A 17,127-nucleotide genomic window follows, 5' to 3' on the forward strand; every position below is an offset into this window, starting at 1 on the left:
TTCAATCCGTTGCTTCAAAAAGAAACCATATTCCAAGAAAATCACTAAATTACCGAACACCATTGGAAGTATTTTTGAGATGCATAGATAAAGATATATTGTCTAGCTTAATTTGACAAATCAGAAATCAAAAAATCAGGGTCCCATCTTCGATTTTGATGTACGATAAAGTAACGTTTTGTTCGTTTAGCTACCGCCACTATTTCGTTCAAATCTTCTGCTGTAATAGTAGCAGGCTTTTCACAAATCACATGTTTTCCAGCCTTCATCGCGGCAATAGCAATGGTTTTATGGGAGTCGTTGGGAGTCGCCACTAAAACGACATCTACTTGAACATCTGCAAGTAGCGCGGCTTGATTTTCATAAACTCGCAACCCGCATTTTTTTGCTACATGTTGTCGTTTTGGTGAAATGTCAACAATTCCAGCTAGCTGATATCTTTCTGACTGAGCTAATAGATGATGCACATGGTGAGATCCCATGCCTCCATAGCCAATCACAGCAATTATCAATTTTTTCATACGCACCGCTACCTCTTTTGCTCTTAATTAGGTCCACCACATAGAAGCAGGGCGTTCCTTGATCATGACTGAACTCAAGTTTTTTACTGCACGACTCAGTCCTTCATCTATAGACATCAGAGGGTCTTCATGTTCAATACTAAGAACATGATCGTATCCATAGGTCCTTAGCGCTGAGATCATATCTGACCAGACTTCTAAACTATGACCATAGCCCACTGTGCGAAAGTTCCAAGAGCGCGTTTTGACATTTTCATAAGGTTGCATATCTGTTAATCCATACATGTTGATATTATCTTGATCCAAATAAGTGTCTTTTGCGTGAAAATGATGGATAGCCTTTTCAGAACCTAAGATCTTAATGGCAGCCACAGGATCAATTCCTTGCCACCATAAATGACTCGGATCTAAATTGCAGCCGATTGTTTTGCCTGTAGCCTCCCGTAATTTCAACATTGTATATGGTGTATGTGCTAAAAATCCTCCATGCAACTCAATTCCAATCTTCACTCCTGCAGCCTCCGCAGTATAGTGAACATCTTTCCAGTAAGGAATCAGTTTTTTCTCCCATTGATACTCATAGTTATCGCGATATTCGGTCGGCCAAGGTAGGATTGGCCAATTTACTTGTGTGTCTGAAGCATTTCCACCACTGACTCCCGAAAATCCATTCACAACAGGAACATTCATCAAGCTAGCCAGTTCTATCGTCTTTCTTAGTAGTTCATCTGCTTCTTTAGCAAGCTGTTTAACTGGAGAAATCGGATTATGATGACAACTCAACGCAGAGATTTCCAAGCCTTTATCTGTTAATTTATTTTGATATTCTTTACGTTCTTCACTAGATGCCAACAATTTATCAATCTCCAAATGTGCCTTTCCAGGAGAACCACCTGTCCCTATTTCAACAGCCTGCAAACCTTTTTTTGCTACAACAGTGATCATTTCTTCAAAGCTTAAATCATTATACAAAGGGGTAAAAATGCCTAATTTCATTTTGTTATGCTCCTTTTTATAAGAATACTGGTTTCCCTGAGTTAGAAGACTCATAAATTGCTTCCAAAATTTGAGTGACTACTAATGCTTCTTCTGGTTTGACTAATGGCTCGGTATCATTGACGATTGACTCGATCCAAAATTTTGCTTCTTCTAAAGCTGGATCTTCATTCCTTCCGTCATAAAAATCAACGCCGCCTGTTTGCAGCTCGATTTTCTTTTGATAAAGTAGACCCTGCTCTTCACCATTAATAGTCAGACCATCATTCATATCCGCACCACCTTTGCTTCCATAAAGTGAGGTCTTTGCTTCTTTGATCTCTAAGCTATTTAATGCCCAGCTAGATTCCAAAAAAATGCCTGTGCCATTTTCCATCATGACAAAGCCAAAAGCAGAATCTTCAACTTTAAATTTTTCTGGCTCCCAAGGTCCCCAAGCATTTGCCGCCCCCTCAGTCGTTGACAGCTGGTGATATGCTTTTCCTACCACATATTTTGGTCGATAATTGTTCATCATCCAAAGTGTCAAATCAAGCGCGTGGGTCCCGATGTCAATCAGTGCACCACCACCTTGGGCTTCTTCATCTAGAAACACACCCCAAGTTGGTACTGCGCGCCGACGAACAGCGTGAGCTTTTCCAAAGTAAATCTCTCCTAAATCACCGTCATGACAGACTTTGTGTAAATATCGTGAATCTGCACGGAAACGGTTTTGGTAACCAATCGTCAGCTTTTTTCCTGTAACTTTGCTTGTATGGATCATCGCTTGTGCTTCCTGAGATGTCTTTGCCATTGGTTTTTCACACATTACGTGACATCCTGCCTTCATCGCGGCAATAGAGATTTCCGCATGGGAGATGTTCGGTGTACACACATGTACGACATCTAGCTCTTCTTTGTTGAGCATTTCTTGATAATCAGTAAATACTCTCGAATTTGCTGTTCCAAAATCACGAAACGCTCTTTCGGCTCTATCACTGATAACATCACAAAATGCACACAACTCTACTCCTTCAACTTGCACAAGAGCAGGGAGATGCTTGCCATTAGCGATTCCTCCACATCCAATAATTCCAATTTTTAAAACCATTTATTGGCCTCCAATACACTTTTAATACGCCAATTATATAAATCACTCAGCCATCTTTCTTCCCACATCGTTCTGAATTTATCCCGAATTTTGTTCTCAATTTCTTAAACTAGTAAAAAAATCTTCAAAAAAGACTGATGAGAACAACATTTGTTGAACTTCATCAGTCTTTTTTTGCTATTTCTCGCTGAATGCTTTTTTGATATTTCAAAGGTGAGATTCCTACTTCACTTTTAAACACATGATGAAAGGTCTTTACACATAAAAAACCTGCCCTTTCTGCTACTTCAGTCATTGGTAATTTTTCCGTGGAAAGAATAAACTTCGCTTGTTTGATTCGATATTCAGTCAGAAACTGCATAAAAGTCTGTCCCGTATTTTTTTTGAAAAACTTAGAAAAATAATGCGGGCTGAAACCTACTTTTGAAGCAATCTGCTCCAATGTTAATGGCTGGTCATAGTGATTTTCAATATAATCAAAAATCGTATTTAGCAAATCAAGTGTCTCTTTATACTTCATTTCTGCTGGTCTTAAGGTTGGTTTCAATGATTTTTTTTGAGGTAGCTCCAAATATATCTTGCTTATTAGTAAATTGAGATACCCCACCACTTGAAAGAAATTTCCTGGGTTGGATTTTTGAGAAGCTTCATATAAAAGAATCAATAACTGATTAAAATCCTTTTGTAAATTCGCAGGCCAGATTCGACTATGAGGTTCACAACTCTCAAATAATTCCACCAACCGCTGTTGTCCATTATCGACTGGCCATTTGTCAAAAATTTTCAGATCAAATTGAAAAACATACCTTTCACTGTCGGGGGAAGCTAAGAAGTAATGCGGCTCCCCACTTGGGAAAATATAACTTTCACCTTCTTTTAAGGCTAAAATATTTTCTTTAACTCCGATATTGACACAACCACGTAATGCATAAATAATCTCTACTTCCTTATGAAAGTGAGGATAAACAATAGTCATCCCATCATTTAGAAGTGTCCGAAAAGCAAATGATTGATTGAATTTGGGCATTTCTAAGTAATAACTCATGACGATCTCCAATTCTATAGAAAACGATTTATCTTTATAATATCCTCCCAATTTAGAGATGGCAAGCCGCTAACTATTACAATTCTATTGTATCTCATAAGAAATTTGTTTCTGCATAAATTACGTCAAATTGCGACAGTTAAAACGATACTGTTTTTGACTATTTCCTAGAGAAAAAGCATTCCTGAATTCTGAAAAATTTATTTCTGAGTGTCACTTCCTGATTTCTCTTTTCGTTCAGAAAATATTTTCCTCTCTTCGGCTTTCCAGTCTATGCTGAAATTAAAAAGTTACTGGGCGTTTTAGTTTAATCTAAGTACGTCGATTCGTTTAAATTGCTATCAAACCTTTGTCTATAACTCAAACTAATTTTTTTCGCAGGCTGCTTTTAAATCTGCTAAATCATTTTCCATCATCTTTGGAAGTGAGCGCTCCATATTTTTCTTCATTAATTTGATTGCGATTCCCGTTAAGCTTTCCCATACTTCGACTTCTGTTTTAGAACCCAAGCTTTTCAGACACCAATTATGAACCGCAAATGCGCCTAGCGTTTTTCCGGTCCAGCCAAATTCATTCTCAGAAAATGTATACACTTTAGATTTGTACTTCAACCCACCAGATTTCCAAACAAATTCGGTTCCAACTTTTACTTCACTCGTATTATTGATTACCTTTACATAATCTATTTTCCTTCGCCAATTAGTCCATTCCGCTAGATCAGCTAATGTTTGGCTAACTTTTTCCAACTCAGAATTAATTTGAATTTTTGCGTGCGCTGTGACGGGTGCATCATTGTTAATGGGGATATTAAATTTTTGACTTTCAGATTCATTCTTTTTTATCATCTTGATAATCACCTTATTCAGTAGCTACTATTATTAACAGCCGTACTTTTTCATTTAGATAACTCTCAACAGAATAGCTTTTAATCCGAAAAGATGCAACTAATCACATTATTTATGATACGGTTCATGATGATTGATCCGCATCGCTCGATAGATCTGCTCAACTAAAATCAAACGCATCAATTGATGAGGATAAGTCATTTTCCCAAATGAGATTGCATCATTACTCCGGCGCAAAACAGTCGCACTCAAACCCAGTGAACCGCCGATAACAAACACAAATTGGCTATGACCTGTCGTTTGCAAACGATCTAGTTGCTGCGCAAATGCTTCACTGCTAGGATTCTTTCCTTCAATCGCTAGTGCGACGACATACTCACCATCTTTGATCTTAGCTAAAATGCGTTCCCCTTCTTTTTGTTTGACTTGTTCCATCTCGGCAGCGCTTAATTTTTCTGGAGCTTTCTCATCAGCTACTTCGACTAAAGTGACTTTAGCATACTTTGATAGGCGTTTCGTATACTCCGCAATCCCTTGTTTTAAATATTTTTCTTTGAGCTTTCCGACCGTGACGATTTTGATGTTCATGATTCATTACTCCTTTTTCCACTTTTTTATCCACATTAATCACAGGTTTATCCACAGATTTTTATGAATCATTGCTTGTTTTAACAACATTTTTGCTCCAAACGTCTGTTTTCATCCTATTTATCCACTTTCTCCACATTACTGTGGAGAAATAGTTTTCCCGCTTTTTTCGGCAGTTATCCACTTTTCTTGTGGATAAGCATTAGCTTTTCTTAAACAGTCAGAAAAATAATTGCTAATCTTCTTCATAAAAAAATCAAACCACCATAGTAGACTATTCTTAACGAAAAATACTATACTTAATATAACGTAGTTTTAAGTTGGAGGGAAAACATATGGAAAGAAAAAATGATACGCCGAAAAAACAAGGCTTTTTTAAACGGTTTGGTGTTGGATTAGTCGGTGGTGTCGTTGGGGCGTTGTTGACATTGGGAATCTTTTATATCGCCAACGGCTCAAATCTTGCGCCCAACACGAGTGATAATGCCAGTGGTTCACCATCAGCTGGCAATACGAAAGTCAGCAATGTGAAAGTCAATACGGAGTCTGATATCACCGATGCCGTGGATAAAGTTCAAGGAGCAGTCGTCTCAGTGATCAACTTGCAAAAGCAGCAGCAAAGTGGCGGTTTAGGTGAGTGGTCCGATATTTTTGGCAACGGAAGTGGTAGCAGTAGTAAAAAAGATTCCAGTCAAAGTGAAGAAGATCTGATCGAAGCTTCTGAAGGCTCTGGTGTGATTTACAAACGTGAAGGAAACACAGCTTACATTGTAACGAACAATCACGTAGTCGAAAGCCAAAATGGCCTGGAAGTATTGTTAAAAGATGGGACAAAAGTCAAAGCTTCATTAGTCGGAACCGATTCATACACTGACTTGGCTGTTTTGAAAGTTGACTCGGAAAAAGTTGCAGATATCACACCGGCAACATTTGGCGATTCTACCAAATTAAAAGTCGGTGAACCTGCAATCGCATTAGGTTCTCCACTAGGTTCTCAATATGCAAACTCTGTTACCTCAGGGATCATTTCATCCTTGAATCGTCAAGTCGTCAATCAAAATGATGCTGGTCAAACGGTCAATATCAATGCGATTCAAACGGATGCTGCGATCAATCCCGGAAATTCCGGTGGCCCTTTAGTAAATATCGATGGCCAAGTCGTAGGGATCAACTCCAGTAAGATCGTTCAAACGGAATCAAACGTTAGTGTCGAAGGGATCGGATTTGCAATTCCAAGTAATGATGTAGTCAACATCATCAACAAACTCGAAAAAGATGGGAAAGTTACACGTCCCGCTTTAGGAATTTCAATGGTGGATCTGTCTGCTTTGTCAGCGGATCAACAAAAACAAATCGCAAAGGTTCCAAGCTCCGTCACAAATGGTGTGGTGATCGCGAAAGTCCAAAGCAACACACCAGCTGAAAAAGCTGGCTTGAAACAATACGATGTCATCACAAAAATCGATAACACCAATGTTTCAAGCGGCGTACAATTGCAATCACAACTCTACAAACACAGTGTAGGGGATACGGTAACGTTGACGTATTATCGCGATGGTAAAAAGAAAACTGCTGATATCCAACTATCCATTGATGCAAATTCGCTAACTAATTCTAATAGCCAGCAGCAAGAACAAAAAAGTGAAGAGCAAAGCAACCCGTTTGGTAATTAGTCGTTCATAAATTTTATTTAGGAGTGTGGCCTGATGGAGGTCTCACTCCTTTTTATAAGAAATAAAAAAAGCGCTCATTTAGCCACTGCACGTAAATGTGCTATTACTAAACGGACGCTTTTTTGACTTATTTTCCTGGAGTGAAAGCCGCACCGACTTCACTATCTTCTGCTAGTACTAAAATGCCTCTTTTTTCAGGCGCATCTGGCAAGTGTAACTCTTTTGCTGAACAGATCATCCCAAAACTTTCCACACCGCGTAACTTACCCGGCCAGATCATCGTACCATCTGGCATCATGGCACCCGGCTTAGCTACCACGACTTTTTGGCCAGCTGCGATATTAGGCGCGCCACAAACGATCTGCAACGTTTTCCCACGATCAATCTCGACTTCAGTGATCGATAAATGATCTGAATCTGGGTGTGGGACACACGTTTTCACATAGCCAATAACAAATTTTGGTTCAGCATCAAAGTCTAATCGTTCTTCAAAGCCCACTTTTTCCAATTGCTGGTTTAACACTTCGACATCTTTTTGGTTCAATTCGATCTGACCATTTCCTGTAAGAGGTAAATAATCAGAAACATTGAAAAAATTCCAAGCGACGGTTTGGCCAGCAGGAGTTTTTACACGAGCGATCGAACCTTTTTTTTCAATTTGGTTGGCTTGCTGTTCATCATTCGCGACGATCACTAACAGCGTGTCACCGAGATTTTGTTTATTATAAGCAAAAATCATGCTCAACTAACCTCCTTATAAAATCCTCTCGTATCTTATCAAAATTCTGCTGGTCCTGCATGAGATTTCATTAATTTTTAAACAAGACGCTTTAGTTCTTTGGTAACTGGCCAGCTTGACCATCTTTGCTTGGATGGACGATCAACACATCGCACAAAGCTTCTTTGATGATATAACTTGCCACACTACCTGTCATAAAGCGTTCGACCGCATTAAGACCTGATTGACCCACCATCACGAGATTGATCTTATATTTTTTCGGTAATGTCCGTGCCATGGCTTCCTTGGCTGAGCCATACGCAATGATTCCTTCGATTTTTTCATAGCCAAATTGGCGGCCATATTGTTTACATTCTTCGATCAATTTTTTAGCATCTTCTGTTTGTTGGTCAACGATATTTTCATTGAGCGGTGAATAGCCCATAAAAGTGTACATCTGTTGGTCAATGACATTTGCGACATAAACCGTCCCGTTATTACGTTTAGCGACCGCTAACGCTTTTTTGAACGCTTCCATCGCTTGTTCACTACCATCTGTTCCCACTAAAATACTTTTATACGTTTGCGTAAACATCTACAATCCCTACCCTTCCACTTTTTCCAAAAATTCACTGATCTCAGCTTTCGTCTTGCGATTTTTATTGACGAGCCGTCCTTGTTCTTCCCCATCTTTTACAACGACAAAGCTAGGGATCCCAAAAATATTCCATTCTGCCACCACATCTAAATACTTGTCTCGATCAACTTCAATAAATTGGTATTGCGGAAATGCGGCTTCGATCTCCGGTAAAGCGGGTTTGATATAACGGCAATCGCCACACCAATCAGCGGTAAAGAAAAATACGTTGTTGCCATGGTCGACGTAATCAGCTAATTCTTCAATATTTTTTGGAATGATCATTTTTACTCCCTGCCTTCTTGTTTCATTAATTTAATTATACACGTTTCTTTTTATTTTGAGAAAGAAAGGCTATCAGCAACTAAATTCGCGCTTTGTGGTACAATTATCACAAATGAAACCTTAAGGAGTGAGGATAAATGGAAGAAAGAGAAGAGTTCGCACAAGGTTTGTTGTTAGGGGCAGTCGTTGGGATCTTAGGCGGTGCAGTTGGCAGTTTGTTCTATCAAGCACACCGTCAGCTCTCACCAGATGATATTTTAAAAAAAGTCAAACGTTCCTTTTTAAAAGAAGGACCGATCGAAGGCTCGTGGATCTCATTTGAAACAAAGCCGGTCCAGAAATTTGCCATCAAAACAGATACGGTAGAAGGTGGGATCACGCGAATCGAAGACGGACAGTTAGCTTCTTATGAGTTCATTGCTGATGCAAAAACTGGCGCGATCTTAGCAATTGAACGCTACACTCACGATGCTAATAACCCCTACACATTTGAATAAAAAGCGAGCGCGATTCCGTTACGCAACGGATCATCGTGCTCGCTTTTGATTTTAAGTCGCAACTAGCTACACAATGGTTTTTAGACGCTGATTCTTATTTCACTAACCGATAAATCGCATCTGCATAGATGACAGCTGAATTTAAGATATCATCGACTTTCATGTATTCATTTGCTTGGTGCATCGTATCTTCAAAGCCTGGGAATTGAGCACCAAATGCGACCCCACGTTCTAACAAACGACCAAATGTTCCGCCACCGATGATCATTTCGTCGCCTTTTTCACCGGTATGTTCTTCATAAACATCAAGTAAAGTCGCAACTAATGGATCAGCTTTTGGTACATAGTGAGGTAGCATGTGATGTGCACCACGTGTGATCGTCGTGCCCGCTTTGGCTAATAAATCGTTTAATTTTTGTTCGATCTCATCCGCTGTGATCCCTTTTGGATAGCGGAAATTCAATGTGATACGGTTGTCCGCATCTTTATCATCGGCTGTAAAGTTAAATAAGCCCGCGTTCATCGTGACTTCGCCCATTTTTTCATCTTTGAAAGCAACGCCTAATTTTTCACCATACGCATCTTCATGGATATATTTTGCAGCAGCGGTCAAGAAAGCTTTAGCACCTTCACCGAAATCGTAATTTTCTAAAAAGACGGCTAAGAAAGTTCCAGCATTGGTCCCTAATTGTGGGCTGGCACCATGAGCAGCTTTCCCATCTAAATCAAAGCTGACCTCAGCTCCAGAAACGCTCGCTTTACCTTTGACTGGATTTTTTTCAATATACGCTGCAAAGTCATCCGCTAATTTTTTAGCAGCTGCTTCATCCGGTGCTTTGACAGTTGCCTTAGCATTGCCTGGCACCATGTTTTCTCGTAAGCCGGCTGCAAAATTTTCTAAAGTATAACTGCCGCCATTGGTCCCTTCAAAGTGCGGTGTCATCGTGACATTCCCTTTTTCACCATTGATGATTGGGAAATACGCATCTGGTGAAAAACCAAAGTCAGGTTTTGGCTCATGCTCAAAATAATAATCCATATCGCCCCAACCACTTTCTTCATCGGTCCCGACGATCAAACGGATTTTTTTCGAAACAGGTAATCCTAACTCTTTGATGATCTTCACAGCATAATACGCCGCCATAGTCGGGCCTTTGTCATCACTTGAGCCACGAGCATATAGCTTACCATCTTTGATTACAGGCTCGTAAGGATCTGTATCCCAGCCATCACCTGCAGGTACGACGTCTAAGTGAGCGAAGATCCCCAGTGTTTCGTCCCCATCACCATAATCGATATTCCCAGCGTAATTATCGACATTTTTAGTCGTGAAACCATCACGTTCAGCGATTGCCAACATTTTTTCCAAGGCTTCTTTTGGTCCTGGACCAAATGGCGCGTCTTTGGTCGCTTTGCTGTCATCGCGTTCACTTTGGATCTTTAAAAGATCAAATAAATCTTTTAAGAGATCATCTTTACGTGCGTCAACTTCTTTTTTCCAATCTGTCATAACAAGCATTCCTCCTTTAGAATAACCAATTTTATGATAGCATTTCATTCAAAAAATGAGAAACAAAAGCCTCCTTTTGAGGAAAGAAAAGTTTTTCTATATAATAGAAACAAAGCAGGTGATAAAATGGAAAATTTAACCGAAACAGTTTTACAAAAAACGATCCGGATTCGACCCGAAAATTCGCATAAAGGTACCTTTGGCCGCGCGGTTTTGATCGGTGGCAATGAACAATTTGGCGGCGCGATCATCATGAGTGCCGAAGCATGTGTCAAAAGCGGTGCCGGTCTGACCACTGTGATCACCGCCGAGAAAAATCACGCACCGCTTCACACGCGGCTGCCAGAAGCGATGGTCGTTTCCTTGACAGACGAAGCATTACAAAAAGAAGTCTTACGTAGCGCTGAGGTAATTTTGATTGGACCGGGACTCGGCCTTGAAGATCAAATTTTAAATTTATTAAAGCGCGTCTTAGCTCAGCAAACAGCTGAACAGTGGCTCGTGATCGATGGTTCAGCAATCACGCTGTTCGCTCAAGAAAATTTAATCCTTAATTTTCCCGCGCACGTCGTTTTCACGCCCCACCAAATGGAATGGGAGCGGCTCTCAAAAATTATGATCAACCAACAAACTCCCACAAAAAATCAAGCAGCTCAACAGAGATTACAAGCGACGATCGTTTTGAAAAGTCATCGCACTGAACTGTATTTCCCTGATCAGACCAGTTGTAGAAATCCCCTCGGCAATGCGGCGATGGCAACAGGTGGAACGGGCGATACATTAGCTGGATTAATCACCGGCTTTTTAGCACAATTCAAAAAAAGCAACACGACGATCGCGGCTGCAGTCTATCTTCATAGTTTGATCGGCGATGCACTAGCTCAAACTGATTACGTCGTCTTGCCGACTAAGATCAGTCAGCAGCTGCCCCAATATTTAAAAAAATTTCAAAGTGAGGTCTAACTATGCAACTTTATTCTGGCTATACTCGCGAACCATTTTATTATGAAACCGATAAGATGGGGATCATCCACCATTCCAATTACATTCGCTGGTTTGAAGAAGCCCGAGTCGATCTGTTGCGGCATTTAGATTATCCTTTCGAAAAAATCGAAGCAGATGGTTTGATGGTCCCAGTCTTAAGTGTCAGCTGTCAGTATAAAGAAATGGTGCGTTTTGGTGATCAGCTTACGATTATGCCTTTGATTAAACGGTATACTGGAACGCGTTTAGATTTTGATTATGAAATCTACAATCAAAAAAAACAACTTGTCACGATTGGAAGCAGTGAACATTGTTTTATGTCCAGTGCTCGTAACCGGCTCGTCCAGTTAAAAAAAGCCAATCCTGAACTCCATCAGCTTTTCAGTGATTATACGGCATTGCAACTAAATAAGTGACCCGCACAAAAAACCAGCTAAGCTTGAGCTTAGCTGGCTTTTTCATTCTATCTATGCATTTTTCTTTTTCGAATACATATAAAACGGAATCCCGATCAAAGTCAAGACGATCCCCACCATTGCAAGTGAGAACTGATTGATCAATGTCATCACTAAGATGAACAACCCACCAATAATGGCGATAATTGGAATGATTGGATAAAGTGGCACTTTGTAAGGCCGAGGCATATCAGGTTCAGTTTTCCGTAATTTGATTACGGCGATAAAGACTAATGTGTAGAAGATCCAAATAACAAAGATCAACATATCTGTCAACATATCGAATCCACCGACCATCATCATGATGATCGCGATCACTAATTCTAAGATCCCAGCGATATAAGGCACTTTGTTTTTGTTCAATGAAGCTAACTTATCTGAGAATGGTAATTGTTTTTCCACACCCATTGAATATGGTAAACGCATCCCGGTCATGGTATACCCATTGATCGTTCCGTATACAGAGATCAAGATCCCGATCGTAACTAATTTACCACCCATACCACCAAAAATCTTTTGAGCTACTTCCATTGCTGCATTGTCATTACCCGCTAATTGTGACATTGGCAATGTCTTTAAGAAAGCAAATTGGACAAGTAAGTAAACGACCATGATCCCTAAGATCCCACCTGCAATCGCCCGTGGTAGGTCGCGCGCTGGATTTTTCAATTCACCCGCGATATTCCCAACGTGGATCCAGCCATCATAAGCAAACATCGTTGCTAACAAGCCGGCACCTAATGCAGGAGCAAAGCCACCAACTGACGGGCCTGCTTGAACTGGGAACAAGCTAACTGCAACATCCCCTTGACGCAATAAACCGAAAATTACGATCAAAGCTAATGGAACTAATTTACAAACCAACGTGATCGATTGGAAAATCCCACTGGCCTTTGAACCTAAGAAGTTGATCAACATGATCGTTAATGCGGCTACGATAGCGATTGGAACCACTGTCCCACTTGATAAACCGAATAAGTTCTTGAACTGTTGTCCGAAAATAATTGATAAAGCGGCTACATTGGCTGGGAAATAAATGATTACTTGCGCCCAACCTAATAAGAAACTCCAAAATTCACCATATGCACGTTCGATATAACGTAACATCCCACCAGTCTCTGGGATCGCAGCAGCAAGTTCCGCCCCTGTCAAACCAGCACAGACACTGATCAATCCGCCTAAGAACCAAGATAACATATGCAGACTTGTTGAACCGGTTACCGCTGCAACGCTGGCTGCTTTAAAGAATACGCCGGCCCCGATTACAGTTCCCATTACGGTAGACAAAGCTGGGAAGAACGTCATAGTACGCTGTAGTTCACCTTGAGCTTGAACTACTTTTTTCTCGTTTGAATCCATTTTTTTTCCTCCTTTGAAACGAAGCAAGCACAGAAATTTCTCATGTTCACTTCTTCATTATTTTTCGTGTCTCCTCCCAGACTTTCACAATCTCTCCCAAATAAACGATAATAATACCAATAGATTGAAATATATTTTAGAAAGCGAGTTTGGTGACCTGTGATTATTCTAACACGAGAGAAGGAAAAGGTGAATGTTATATTTAACATTTACCTTTTCCTCATCAAATCCTCGTTTTTTAATTTTCAATTAGCTTTAGAATGAAACTTTTGTTTCGATTCCTTCAGCTTTGAATTTCTTAGATAATTCTTTTAACATTTTTTCAGTCATTTTATCTAAGTCATAGTTTGGCTTGAAGCCCCATTCTTTACGAGCATCGCTATCATCGATTGAGTTAGGCCAAGAATTTGCGATTCCTTGACGAACTGGATCGACATCATATTTCATTTCAAAGTCAGGAATGAATTTCTTGATTGAAGCAGCGATTTCTTCTGGTTCAAATGACATTGCCGTAATGTTGAATGAATTACGGTGGATCAATTTATCCCCATCAGCATTCAATAGATCAACGATTCCATCAATGGCATCGTCCATGTACATCATGTCCATGTAAGTTCCCTTATCGATGAATGATGTGTAAGATTTATTTTTTAATGCTTCATAGTAAATATCAACGGCATAGTCAGTCGTACCGCCACCTGGTTCAACTTTGTAAGAAATCAAGCCTGGGAAACGAACCGAGCGAGAATCAACGCCATATTTAGTGTGGTAGTAGTTTTCTAATAATTCACCGGCTACTTTTGTTACTCCATACATAGTTGTTGGGTGCATCACAGTGTCTTGTGGTGTTTTATCTGGTTGTGCATCTGGACCATAAGCTGCGATTGAAGATGGTGCGAAGAAAGTCGTGTTTGGTCCGATTTCACGGGCAACTTCCAAAGCGTTCATCAAACCGCCCATGTTCAAGCCCCAAGCGAAAGCTGGGCGTTTTTCAGCTGTGGCTGAAAGTAACGCTGCCAAGTGAACGATCGTGTCGACATCATATTTTTTAGCCATTGCTAAAAACGCATCATGATCAGTTACATCTAGTTCTTCAAATTGGCCGCCTTCTACAACTGGACTACCTTCGATCGTGCGGATATCAGTTGAGATAACGTTCTCCACACCAAGATCTTTACGAAGTCTTTCTGTTAATTCTGAACCAATTTGTCCTAGTGAGCCTGTGATCAATACTTTTTTCATAATTGAGATCTCCTTTTAATGTAATCATTTTTTTCAAAAATTTTACTGATACTCAATACCAAGCCAAACTTATTCCACTTCCAAAAAACTTGGAAGTGGAACAGCTAGCTATTTTAACCCAAGCATTAAAAAGAGCTTGGCTTATTTGATGATACCTAATTCTTTCCCGACTTTTTCGTAGACTTTAATTGCATCGTCTAACATTTCTTTTGTATGGCCGGCATTTGGCATGTTACGAACCCGTCCAGTTCCTAGTGGGACAGTTGGGTAAACGATTGGTTTTACGTAAACGCCATTTTCTAGTAACTTTTTAGAGAATTCTTGTGCTAATCTTTCGTCGCCAACGATAACTGGTGTGATTGGTGTTTCAGCATGTCCAATATCGTAACCGATGCGTTTCAACTCTTGTTTGAAGTAGTTGGCATTATCCCAAAGTTTTTCAACATATTCAGGATGTTCTTGAATTAATTCGATTGCTTTGATACAAGCGCCCGCAGCACCTGGTGTCAATGAAGTCGAGAATAAGAATGGACGTGCTTGAGATTTCAACCAAGTGATCAATTCTTTTGAACCAGCGACATAACCGCCGACAACCCCGATACCTTTTGATAAAGTACCCATTTGGAAATCAATATGGTCTTGCATGCCGAATTGTTTAACAGTCCCAGCACCTTTACCCATAACGCCAGTTCCATGCGCATCGTCGACGTAAGTGATGATATTGTATTTTTCACAAATTTCAACGATTTCAGGGATTTTCGCAATATCGCCATCCATTGAGAAGACGCCGTCAGTGATGTACATTACTTTGTTGTATTCGCCGCTTTCAGTCGCTGCTTTTGCTTTTTCTTCAAGATCAGCCATATCTTGGTGTTTGATTCGGATGATCTTAGCACCAGATAGACGGCAACCGTCGATGATTGACGCATGGTTCAATTCATCTGATAAAATTGCATCGCCTTTTTTCATAACAGCTGAGATCGCACCCATGTTACAGTTAAAACCAGATTGGAAAGCAATTGCTGCTTCAGTTCCTTTGAATTCAGCGATTTTTTCTTCTAATTTAATATGGATGTCTAATGTCCCGTTGATCGTCCGAACAGCGCCGGCACCAGCACCATAATGTTTCGTTGCTTCAACATCAGCTTCGATCAATTCAGGACGAGTCGCAAATCCTAGATAGTTGTTTGATGCTAAGTTGATCATTTTTTTGTCATTTACAGTGATGACTGGTCCGTTCCCGCCTTCAAGTGTATCGATTGTGCTGAACAAACCTTTTGCTTTCAAGTCTTCTAAACCAGTTTCTAAAAATTGATCAAGTACTTTTGAACTCATTGTTCAATCTCTCCTCCGTAAAACTTTTTTTAGTCGACTAGCTCGCTAGAAAACGCATTCGCCAATGAATGATAAATAAAAAAACATTCAATGAGTAACCTTTTCTTTTCACGTTCCTTCGCTTGTCTACATTTCGTAGTATACATTTGGCTGACACCGTTTACAAATAATAACCTGCCAAATTTATAAATTATAATAAATAACCCAAAAATTTTAATGAACTCAAGCTTCTAAAGCCTTGTAGTTAAAGGATTCATCAAATAAATTTAATTCAAATCATAACCAAAAAAATTAGTCAATCCTTTTTTGTAAGCGATTTTATTCACAAGGAATCGCGAAAATTTTCAAGCGAGCTGAATGCTAAACCGCTGTTATAAAACGAAAATCGTTCATATTTCCCAAAAGTAGTCTTTACTTTAAGACGAATTACTTAGTTTTTTCTCGTGTGCTTCTTCACAGGTAATTTTCTGAATCTTACGAATTGATCCCAAGAAGCTAAAAATTATTTTCTTTTTCTTAAAGACTGAACGATCTAGATCAGATTAATAAAATCTCATAAAAAGCTCATAAAAACGTTACATAAAAATAAATGCAAGACAAATTAAATCGCAATTCGTTCAAATCAAACTATTTTTTTGCTTTTCTTATTTTTTTTTAGCATAAAGAAGCAAATTTTTAGCATTCTTGATTGGTTTTGATTGACTTTTTTCAATTGTGTGACAAATTACACTTAAACCTACCTCCTAATCAGCAGATAAAAAACTTGAAAGCTTCCTTAAAAAAGAATCTTTCAAGTTCAATAACTGTTTTTCAAATTATTATAACGATTATTGTCAACCGTTGCTTTGTTGATAAGCTGCCAAGGCAAAATCCCCAATCGCTGATTGAACCTTACTAGCCGTTTCAATTCCGTCCGTTAAAACGACGATAGCAAATGGATCCGCCGGTGCAAAGACTAGCCTGATATCATTTTCGACTTCTGCCAACTCTCCAGTTTTATTTGCCGACAGGACTTCTGCTGGTAATTTATTCGGAATTTTAGTTTTGACTTGCTGTCCACTCAATAACATAATTATTTTCCCATATACCGGTTGAGCTTGTTGTTAGTAGATCCATTCAGCCAATAATCTGAGTAAGAGCTTAGTTGCAGTAAAAATAAAGTAAAAACTACAAGTCTAGCTCATTTTAGCAAAAAAAAACCACTCAGTTTAGCTGAGTGGACAGACTGTAGACAAAGTCCCTTTTTGGATGATGTTTACAGTCTTTTCTTTTATAATAGAATTGAAAACGAATTCAATGCTATTGAAAGGAATGAGAGCGATGATGTCAAAACATCCGTTAGATGGT

Annotated in this window: 18 protein-coding genes and 1 pseudogene; 5 read left to right on the top strand and 14 right to left on the bottom strand. The window is 39.5% G+C overall.

The window, feature by feature from the left end:
- Positions 1–116: pseudogene (locus tag GVJ38_RS13385) on the top strand (IS30 family transposase); the annotation flags it as partial.
- Here GVJ38_RS13385 and GVJ38_RS13390 read toward each other — a convergent pair.
- The 6 genes from GVJ38_RS13390 to rlmH form a co-directional block, all read right to left on the bottom strand.
- A complete protein-coding gene (locus GVJ38_RS13390; protein WP_159723705.1) occupies positions 108–521 on the bottom strand; it encodes a Gfo/Idh/MocA family protein in 414 nt (137 codons plus the stop codon). The pseudogene GVJ38_RS13385 and the gene GVJ38_RS13390 sit on opposite strands and share 9 nt — an antisense overlap.
- A 27-nt stretch (positions 522–548) precedes the next feature.
- Positions 549–1,517: a sugar phosphate isomerase/epimerase family protein gene (locus tag GVJ38_RS13395; protein WP_159723706.1), complete on the bottom strand. Its 969-nt coding sequence runs from the start codon at positions 1,515–1,517 to the stop codon at positions 549–551.
- 16 nt (positions 1,518–1,533) lie between these two features.
- Positions 1,534–2,607 (bottom strand): Gfo/Idh/MocA family protein, encoded by a 1,074-nt coding sequence (locus GVJ38_RS13400; RefSeq protein WP_159723707.1) that lies wholly within the window; start codon positions 2,605–2,607, stop codon positions 1,534–1,536.
- Positions 2,608–2,770: 163 nt separating this feature from the next.
- A complete protein-coding gene (locus tag GVJ38_RS13405) occupies positions 2,771–3,652 on the bottom strand; it encodes an AraC family transcriptional regulator (protein ID WP_159723708.1) in 882 nt (293 codons plus the stop codon).
- A 365-nt stretch (positions 3,653–4,017) separates the two neighbouring features.
- Positions 4,018–4,497 (bottom strand): SRPBCC family protein, encoded by a 480-nt coding sequence (locus GVJ38_RS13410; RefSeq protein WP_159723709.1) that lies wholly within the window; start codon positions 4,495–4,497, stop codon positions 4,018–4,020.
- A gap of 108 nt (positions 4,498–4,605) precedes the next feature.
- The gene (rlmH, locus tag GVJ38_RS13415; protein WP_159723710.1) at positions 4,606–5,085 is read right to left on the bottom strand and encodes a 23S rRNA (pseudouridine(1915)-N(3))-methyltransferase RlmH; all 480 of its coding nucleotides are present in this window, start codon (positions 5,083–5,085) and stop codon (positions 4,606–4,608) included.
- Between the two features lie 335 nt (positions 5,086–5,420).
- On the opposite strand from rlmH, the gene GVJ38_RS13420 reads away from it, so the two are divergent.
- Positions 5,421–6,758 carry a S1C family serine protease gene (locus GVJ38_RS13420; protein ID WP_159723711.1) on the top strand — a complete coding sequence of 446 codons (1,338 nt, stop codon included), beginning with the start codon at positions 5,421–5,423 and terminating at the stop codon, positions 6,756–6,758.
- Positions 6,759–6,885: 127 nt separating this feature from the next.
- Here the strand turns inward: GVJ38_RS13420 and ytpR are convergent, their stop codons facing one another.
- From ytpR to GVJ38_RS13435, 3 genes are all read right to left on the bottom strand, one after another.
- Positions 6,886–7,497: a YtpR family tRNA-binding protein gene (ytpR, locus tag GVJ38_RS13425; protein ID WP_159723712.1), complete on the bottom strand. Its 612-nt coding sequence runs from the start codon at positions 7,495–7,497 to the stop codon at positions 6,886–6,888.
- A gap of 91 nt (positions 7,498–7,588) precedes the next feature.
- Positions 7,589–8,071 (bottom strand): universal stress protein, encoded by a 483-nt coding sequence (locus GVJ38_RS13430; protein WP_159723713.1) that lies wholly within the window; start codon positions 8,069–8,071, stop codon positions 7,589–7,591.
- A 9-nt stretch (positions 8,072–8,080) separates the two neighbouring features.
- A complete protein-coding gene (locus GVJ38_RS13435; RefSeq protein WP_159723714.1) occupies positions 8,081–8,398 on the bottom strand; it encodes a thioredoxin family protein in 318 nt (105 codons plus the stop codon).
- 137 nt (positions 8,399–8,535) lie between these two features.
- On the opposite strand from GVJ38_RS13435, the gene GVJ38_RS13440 reads away from it, so the two are divergent.
- On the top strand, positions 8,536–8,895 hold the full coding sequence (locus GVJ38_RS13440) for a PepSY domain-containing protein (protein ID WP_159723715.1): 360 nt from the start codon (positions 8,536–8,538) through the stop codon (positions 8,893–8,895).
- Positions 8,896–8,989: 94 nt separating this feature from the next.
- Here the strand turns inward: GVJ38_RS13440 and pepV are convergent, their stop codons facing one another.
- On the bottom strand, positions 8,990–10,405 hold the full coding sequence (gene pepV / locus GVJ38_RS13445) for a dipeptidase PepV (RefSeq protein ID WP_442896071.1): 1,416 nt from the start codon (positions 10,403–10,405) through the stop codon (positions 8,990–8,992).
- A gap of 126 nt (positions 10,406–10,531) precedes the next feature.
- On the opposite strand from pepV, the gene GVJ38_RS13450 reads away from it, so the two are divergent.
- Positions 10,532–11,368: an NAD(P)H-hydrate dehydratase gene (locus tag GVJ38_RS13450; RefSeq protein WP_159723717.1), complete on the top strand. Its 837-nt coding sequence runs from the start codon at positions 10,532–10,534 to the stop codon at positions 11,366–11,368.
- A gap of 2 nt (positions 11,369–11,370) precedes the next feature.
- Positions 11,371–11,805, top strand: a complete 435-nt coding sequence (locus GVJ38_RS13455) for an acyl-CoA thioesterase (protein WP_159723718.1) — start codon at positions 11,371–11,373, stop codon at positions 11,803–11,805.
- Between the two features lie 51 nt (positions 11,806–11,856).
- On the opposite strand, the gene GVJ38_RS13460 is transcribed toward GVJ38_RS13455, so the two are convergent.
- The 4 genes from GVJ38_RS13460 to GVJ38_RS13475 all read right to left on the bottom strand — a co-directional run bounded on the left by GVJ38_RS13460 (position 11,857) and on the right by GVJ38_RS13475 (position 16,856).
- Positions 11,857–13,203 (bottom strand): APC family permease, encoded by a 1,347-nt coding sequence (locus tag GVJ38_RS13460; protein ID WP_159723719.1) that lies wholly within the window; start codon positions 13,201–13,203, stop codon positions 11,857–11,859.
- 255 nt (positions 13,204–13,458) lie between these two features.
- Positions 13,459–14,445 carry an NAD-dependent epimerase/dehydratase family protein gene (locus GVJ38_RS13465; RefSeq protein ID WP_159723720.1) on the bottom strand — a complete coding sequence of 329 codons (987 nt, stop codon included), beginning with the start codon at positions 14,443–14,445 and terminating at the stop codon, positions 13,459–13,461.
- A gap of 141 nt (positions 14,446–14,586) precedes the next feature.
- Positions 14,587–15,780 (bottom strand): glycine C-acetyltransferase, encoded by a 1,194-nt coding sequence (locus GVJ38_RS13470; RefSeq protein ID WP_159723721.1) that lies wholly within the window; start codon positions 15,778–15,780, stop codon positions 14,587–14,589.
- 833 nt (positions 15,781–16,613) lie between these two features.
- Positions 16,614–16,856, bottom strand: a complete 243-nt coding sequence (locus tag GVJ38_RS13475; RefSeq protein ID WP_327785604.1) for a serine hydrolase — start codon at positions 16,854–16,856, stop codon at positions 16,614–16,616.
- Positions 16,857–17,127: the final 271 nt, after the last annotated feature.

Source organism: Enterococcus sp. CSURQ0835 (assembly GCF_902706605.1).
Classification (GTDB): domain Bacteria; phylum Bacillota; class Bacilli; order Lactobacillales; family Enterococcaceae; genus Enterococcus_A.

What these genes read in the sequence shown, in the direction of transcription:
- GVJ38_RS13470 (WP_159723721.1), bottom strand. Translation starts at nt 15,780, where the DNA reads ATGAGTTCAAAAGTACTTGATCAATTTTTAGAAACTGGTTTAGAAGAC.
- rlmH (WP_159723710.1), bottom strand. Translation starts at nt 5,085, where the DNA reads ATGAACATCAAAATCGTCACGGTCGGAAAGCTCAAAGAAAAATATTTA.
- GVJ38_RS13465 (WP_159723720.1), bottom strand. Translation starts at nt 14,445, where the DNA reads ATGAAAAAAGTATTGATCACAGGCTCACTAGGACAAATTGGTTCAGAA.
- GVJ38_RS13450 (WP_159723717.1), top strand. Translation starts at nt 10,532, where the DNA reads ATGGAAAATTTAACCGAAACAGTTTTACAAAAAACGATCCGGATTCGA.
- GVJ38_RS13420 (WP_159723711.1), top strand. Translation starts at nt 5,421, where the DNA reads ATGGAAAGAAAAAATGATACGCCGAAAAAACAAGGCTTTTTTAAACGG.
- GVJ38_RS13460 (WP_159723719.1), bottom strand. Translation starts at nt 13,203, where the DNA reads ATGGATTCAAACGAGAAAAAAGTAGTTCAAGCTCAAGGTGAACTACAG.
- GVJ38_RS13390 (WP_159723705.1), bottom strand. Translation starts at nt 521, where the DNA reads ATGAAAAAATTGATAATTGCTGTGATTGGCTATGGAGGCATGGGATCT.
- GVJ38_RS13440 (WP_159723715.1), top strand. Translation starts at nt 8,536, where the DNA reads ATGGAAGAAAGAGAAGAGTTCGCACAAGGTTTGTTGTTAGGGGCAGTC.
- GVJ38_RS13400 (WP_159723707.1), bottom strand. Translation starts at nt 2,607, where the DNA reads ATGGTTTTAAAAATTGGAATTATTGGATGTGGAGGAATCGCTAATGGC.
- GVJ38_RS13455 (WP_159723718.1), top strand. Translation starts at nt 11,371, where the DNA reads ATGCAACTTTATTCTGGCTATACTCGCGAACCATTTTATTATGAAACC.
- GVJ38_RS13405 (WP_159723708.1), bottom strand. Translation starts at nt 3,652, where the DNA reads ATGAGTTATTACTTAGAAATGCCCAAATTCAATCAATCATTTGCTTTT.
- pepV (WP_442896071.1), bottom strand. Translation starts at nt 10,405, where the DNA reads ATGACAGATTGGAAAAAAGAAGTTGACGCACGTAAAGATGATCTCTTA.
- GVJ38_RS13410 (WP_159723709.1), bottom strand. Translation starts at nt 4,497, where the DNA reads ATGATAAAAAAGAATGAATCTGAAAGTCAAAAATTTAATATCCCCATT.
- ytpR (WP_159723712.1), bottom strand. Translation starts at nt 7,497, where the DNA reads ATGATTTTTGCTTATAATAAACAAAATCTCGGTGACACGCTGTTAGTG.
- GVJ38_RS13395 (WP_159723706.1), bottom strand. Translation starts at nt 1,517, where the DNA reads ATGAAATTAGGCATTTTTACCCCTTTGTATAATGATTTAAGCTTTGAA.
- GVJ38_RS13435 (WP_159723714.1), bottom strand. Translation starts at nt 8,398, where the DNA reads ATGATCATTCCAAAAAATATTGAAGAATTAGCTGATTACGTCGACCAT.
- GVJ38_RS13430 (WP_159723713.1), bottom strand. Translation starts at nt 8,071, where the DNA reads ATGTTTACGCAAACGTATAAAAGTATTTTAGTGGGAACAGATGGTAGT.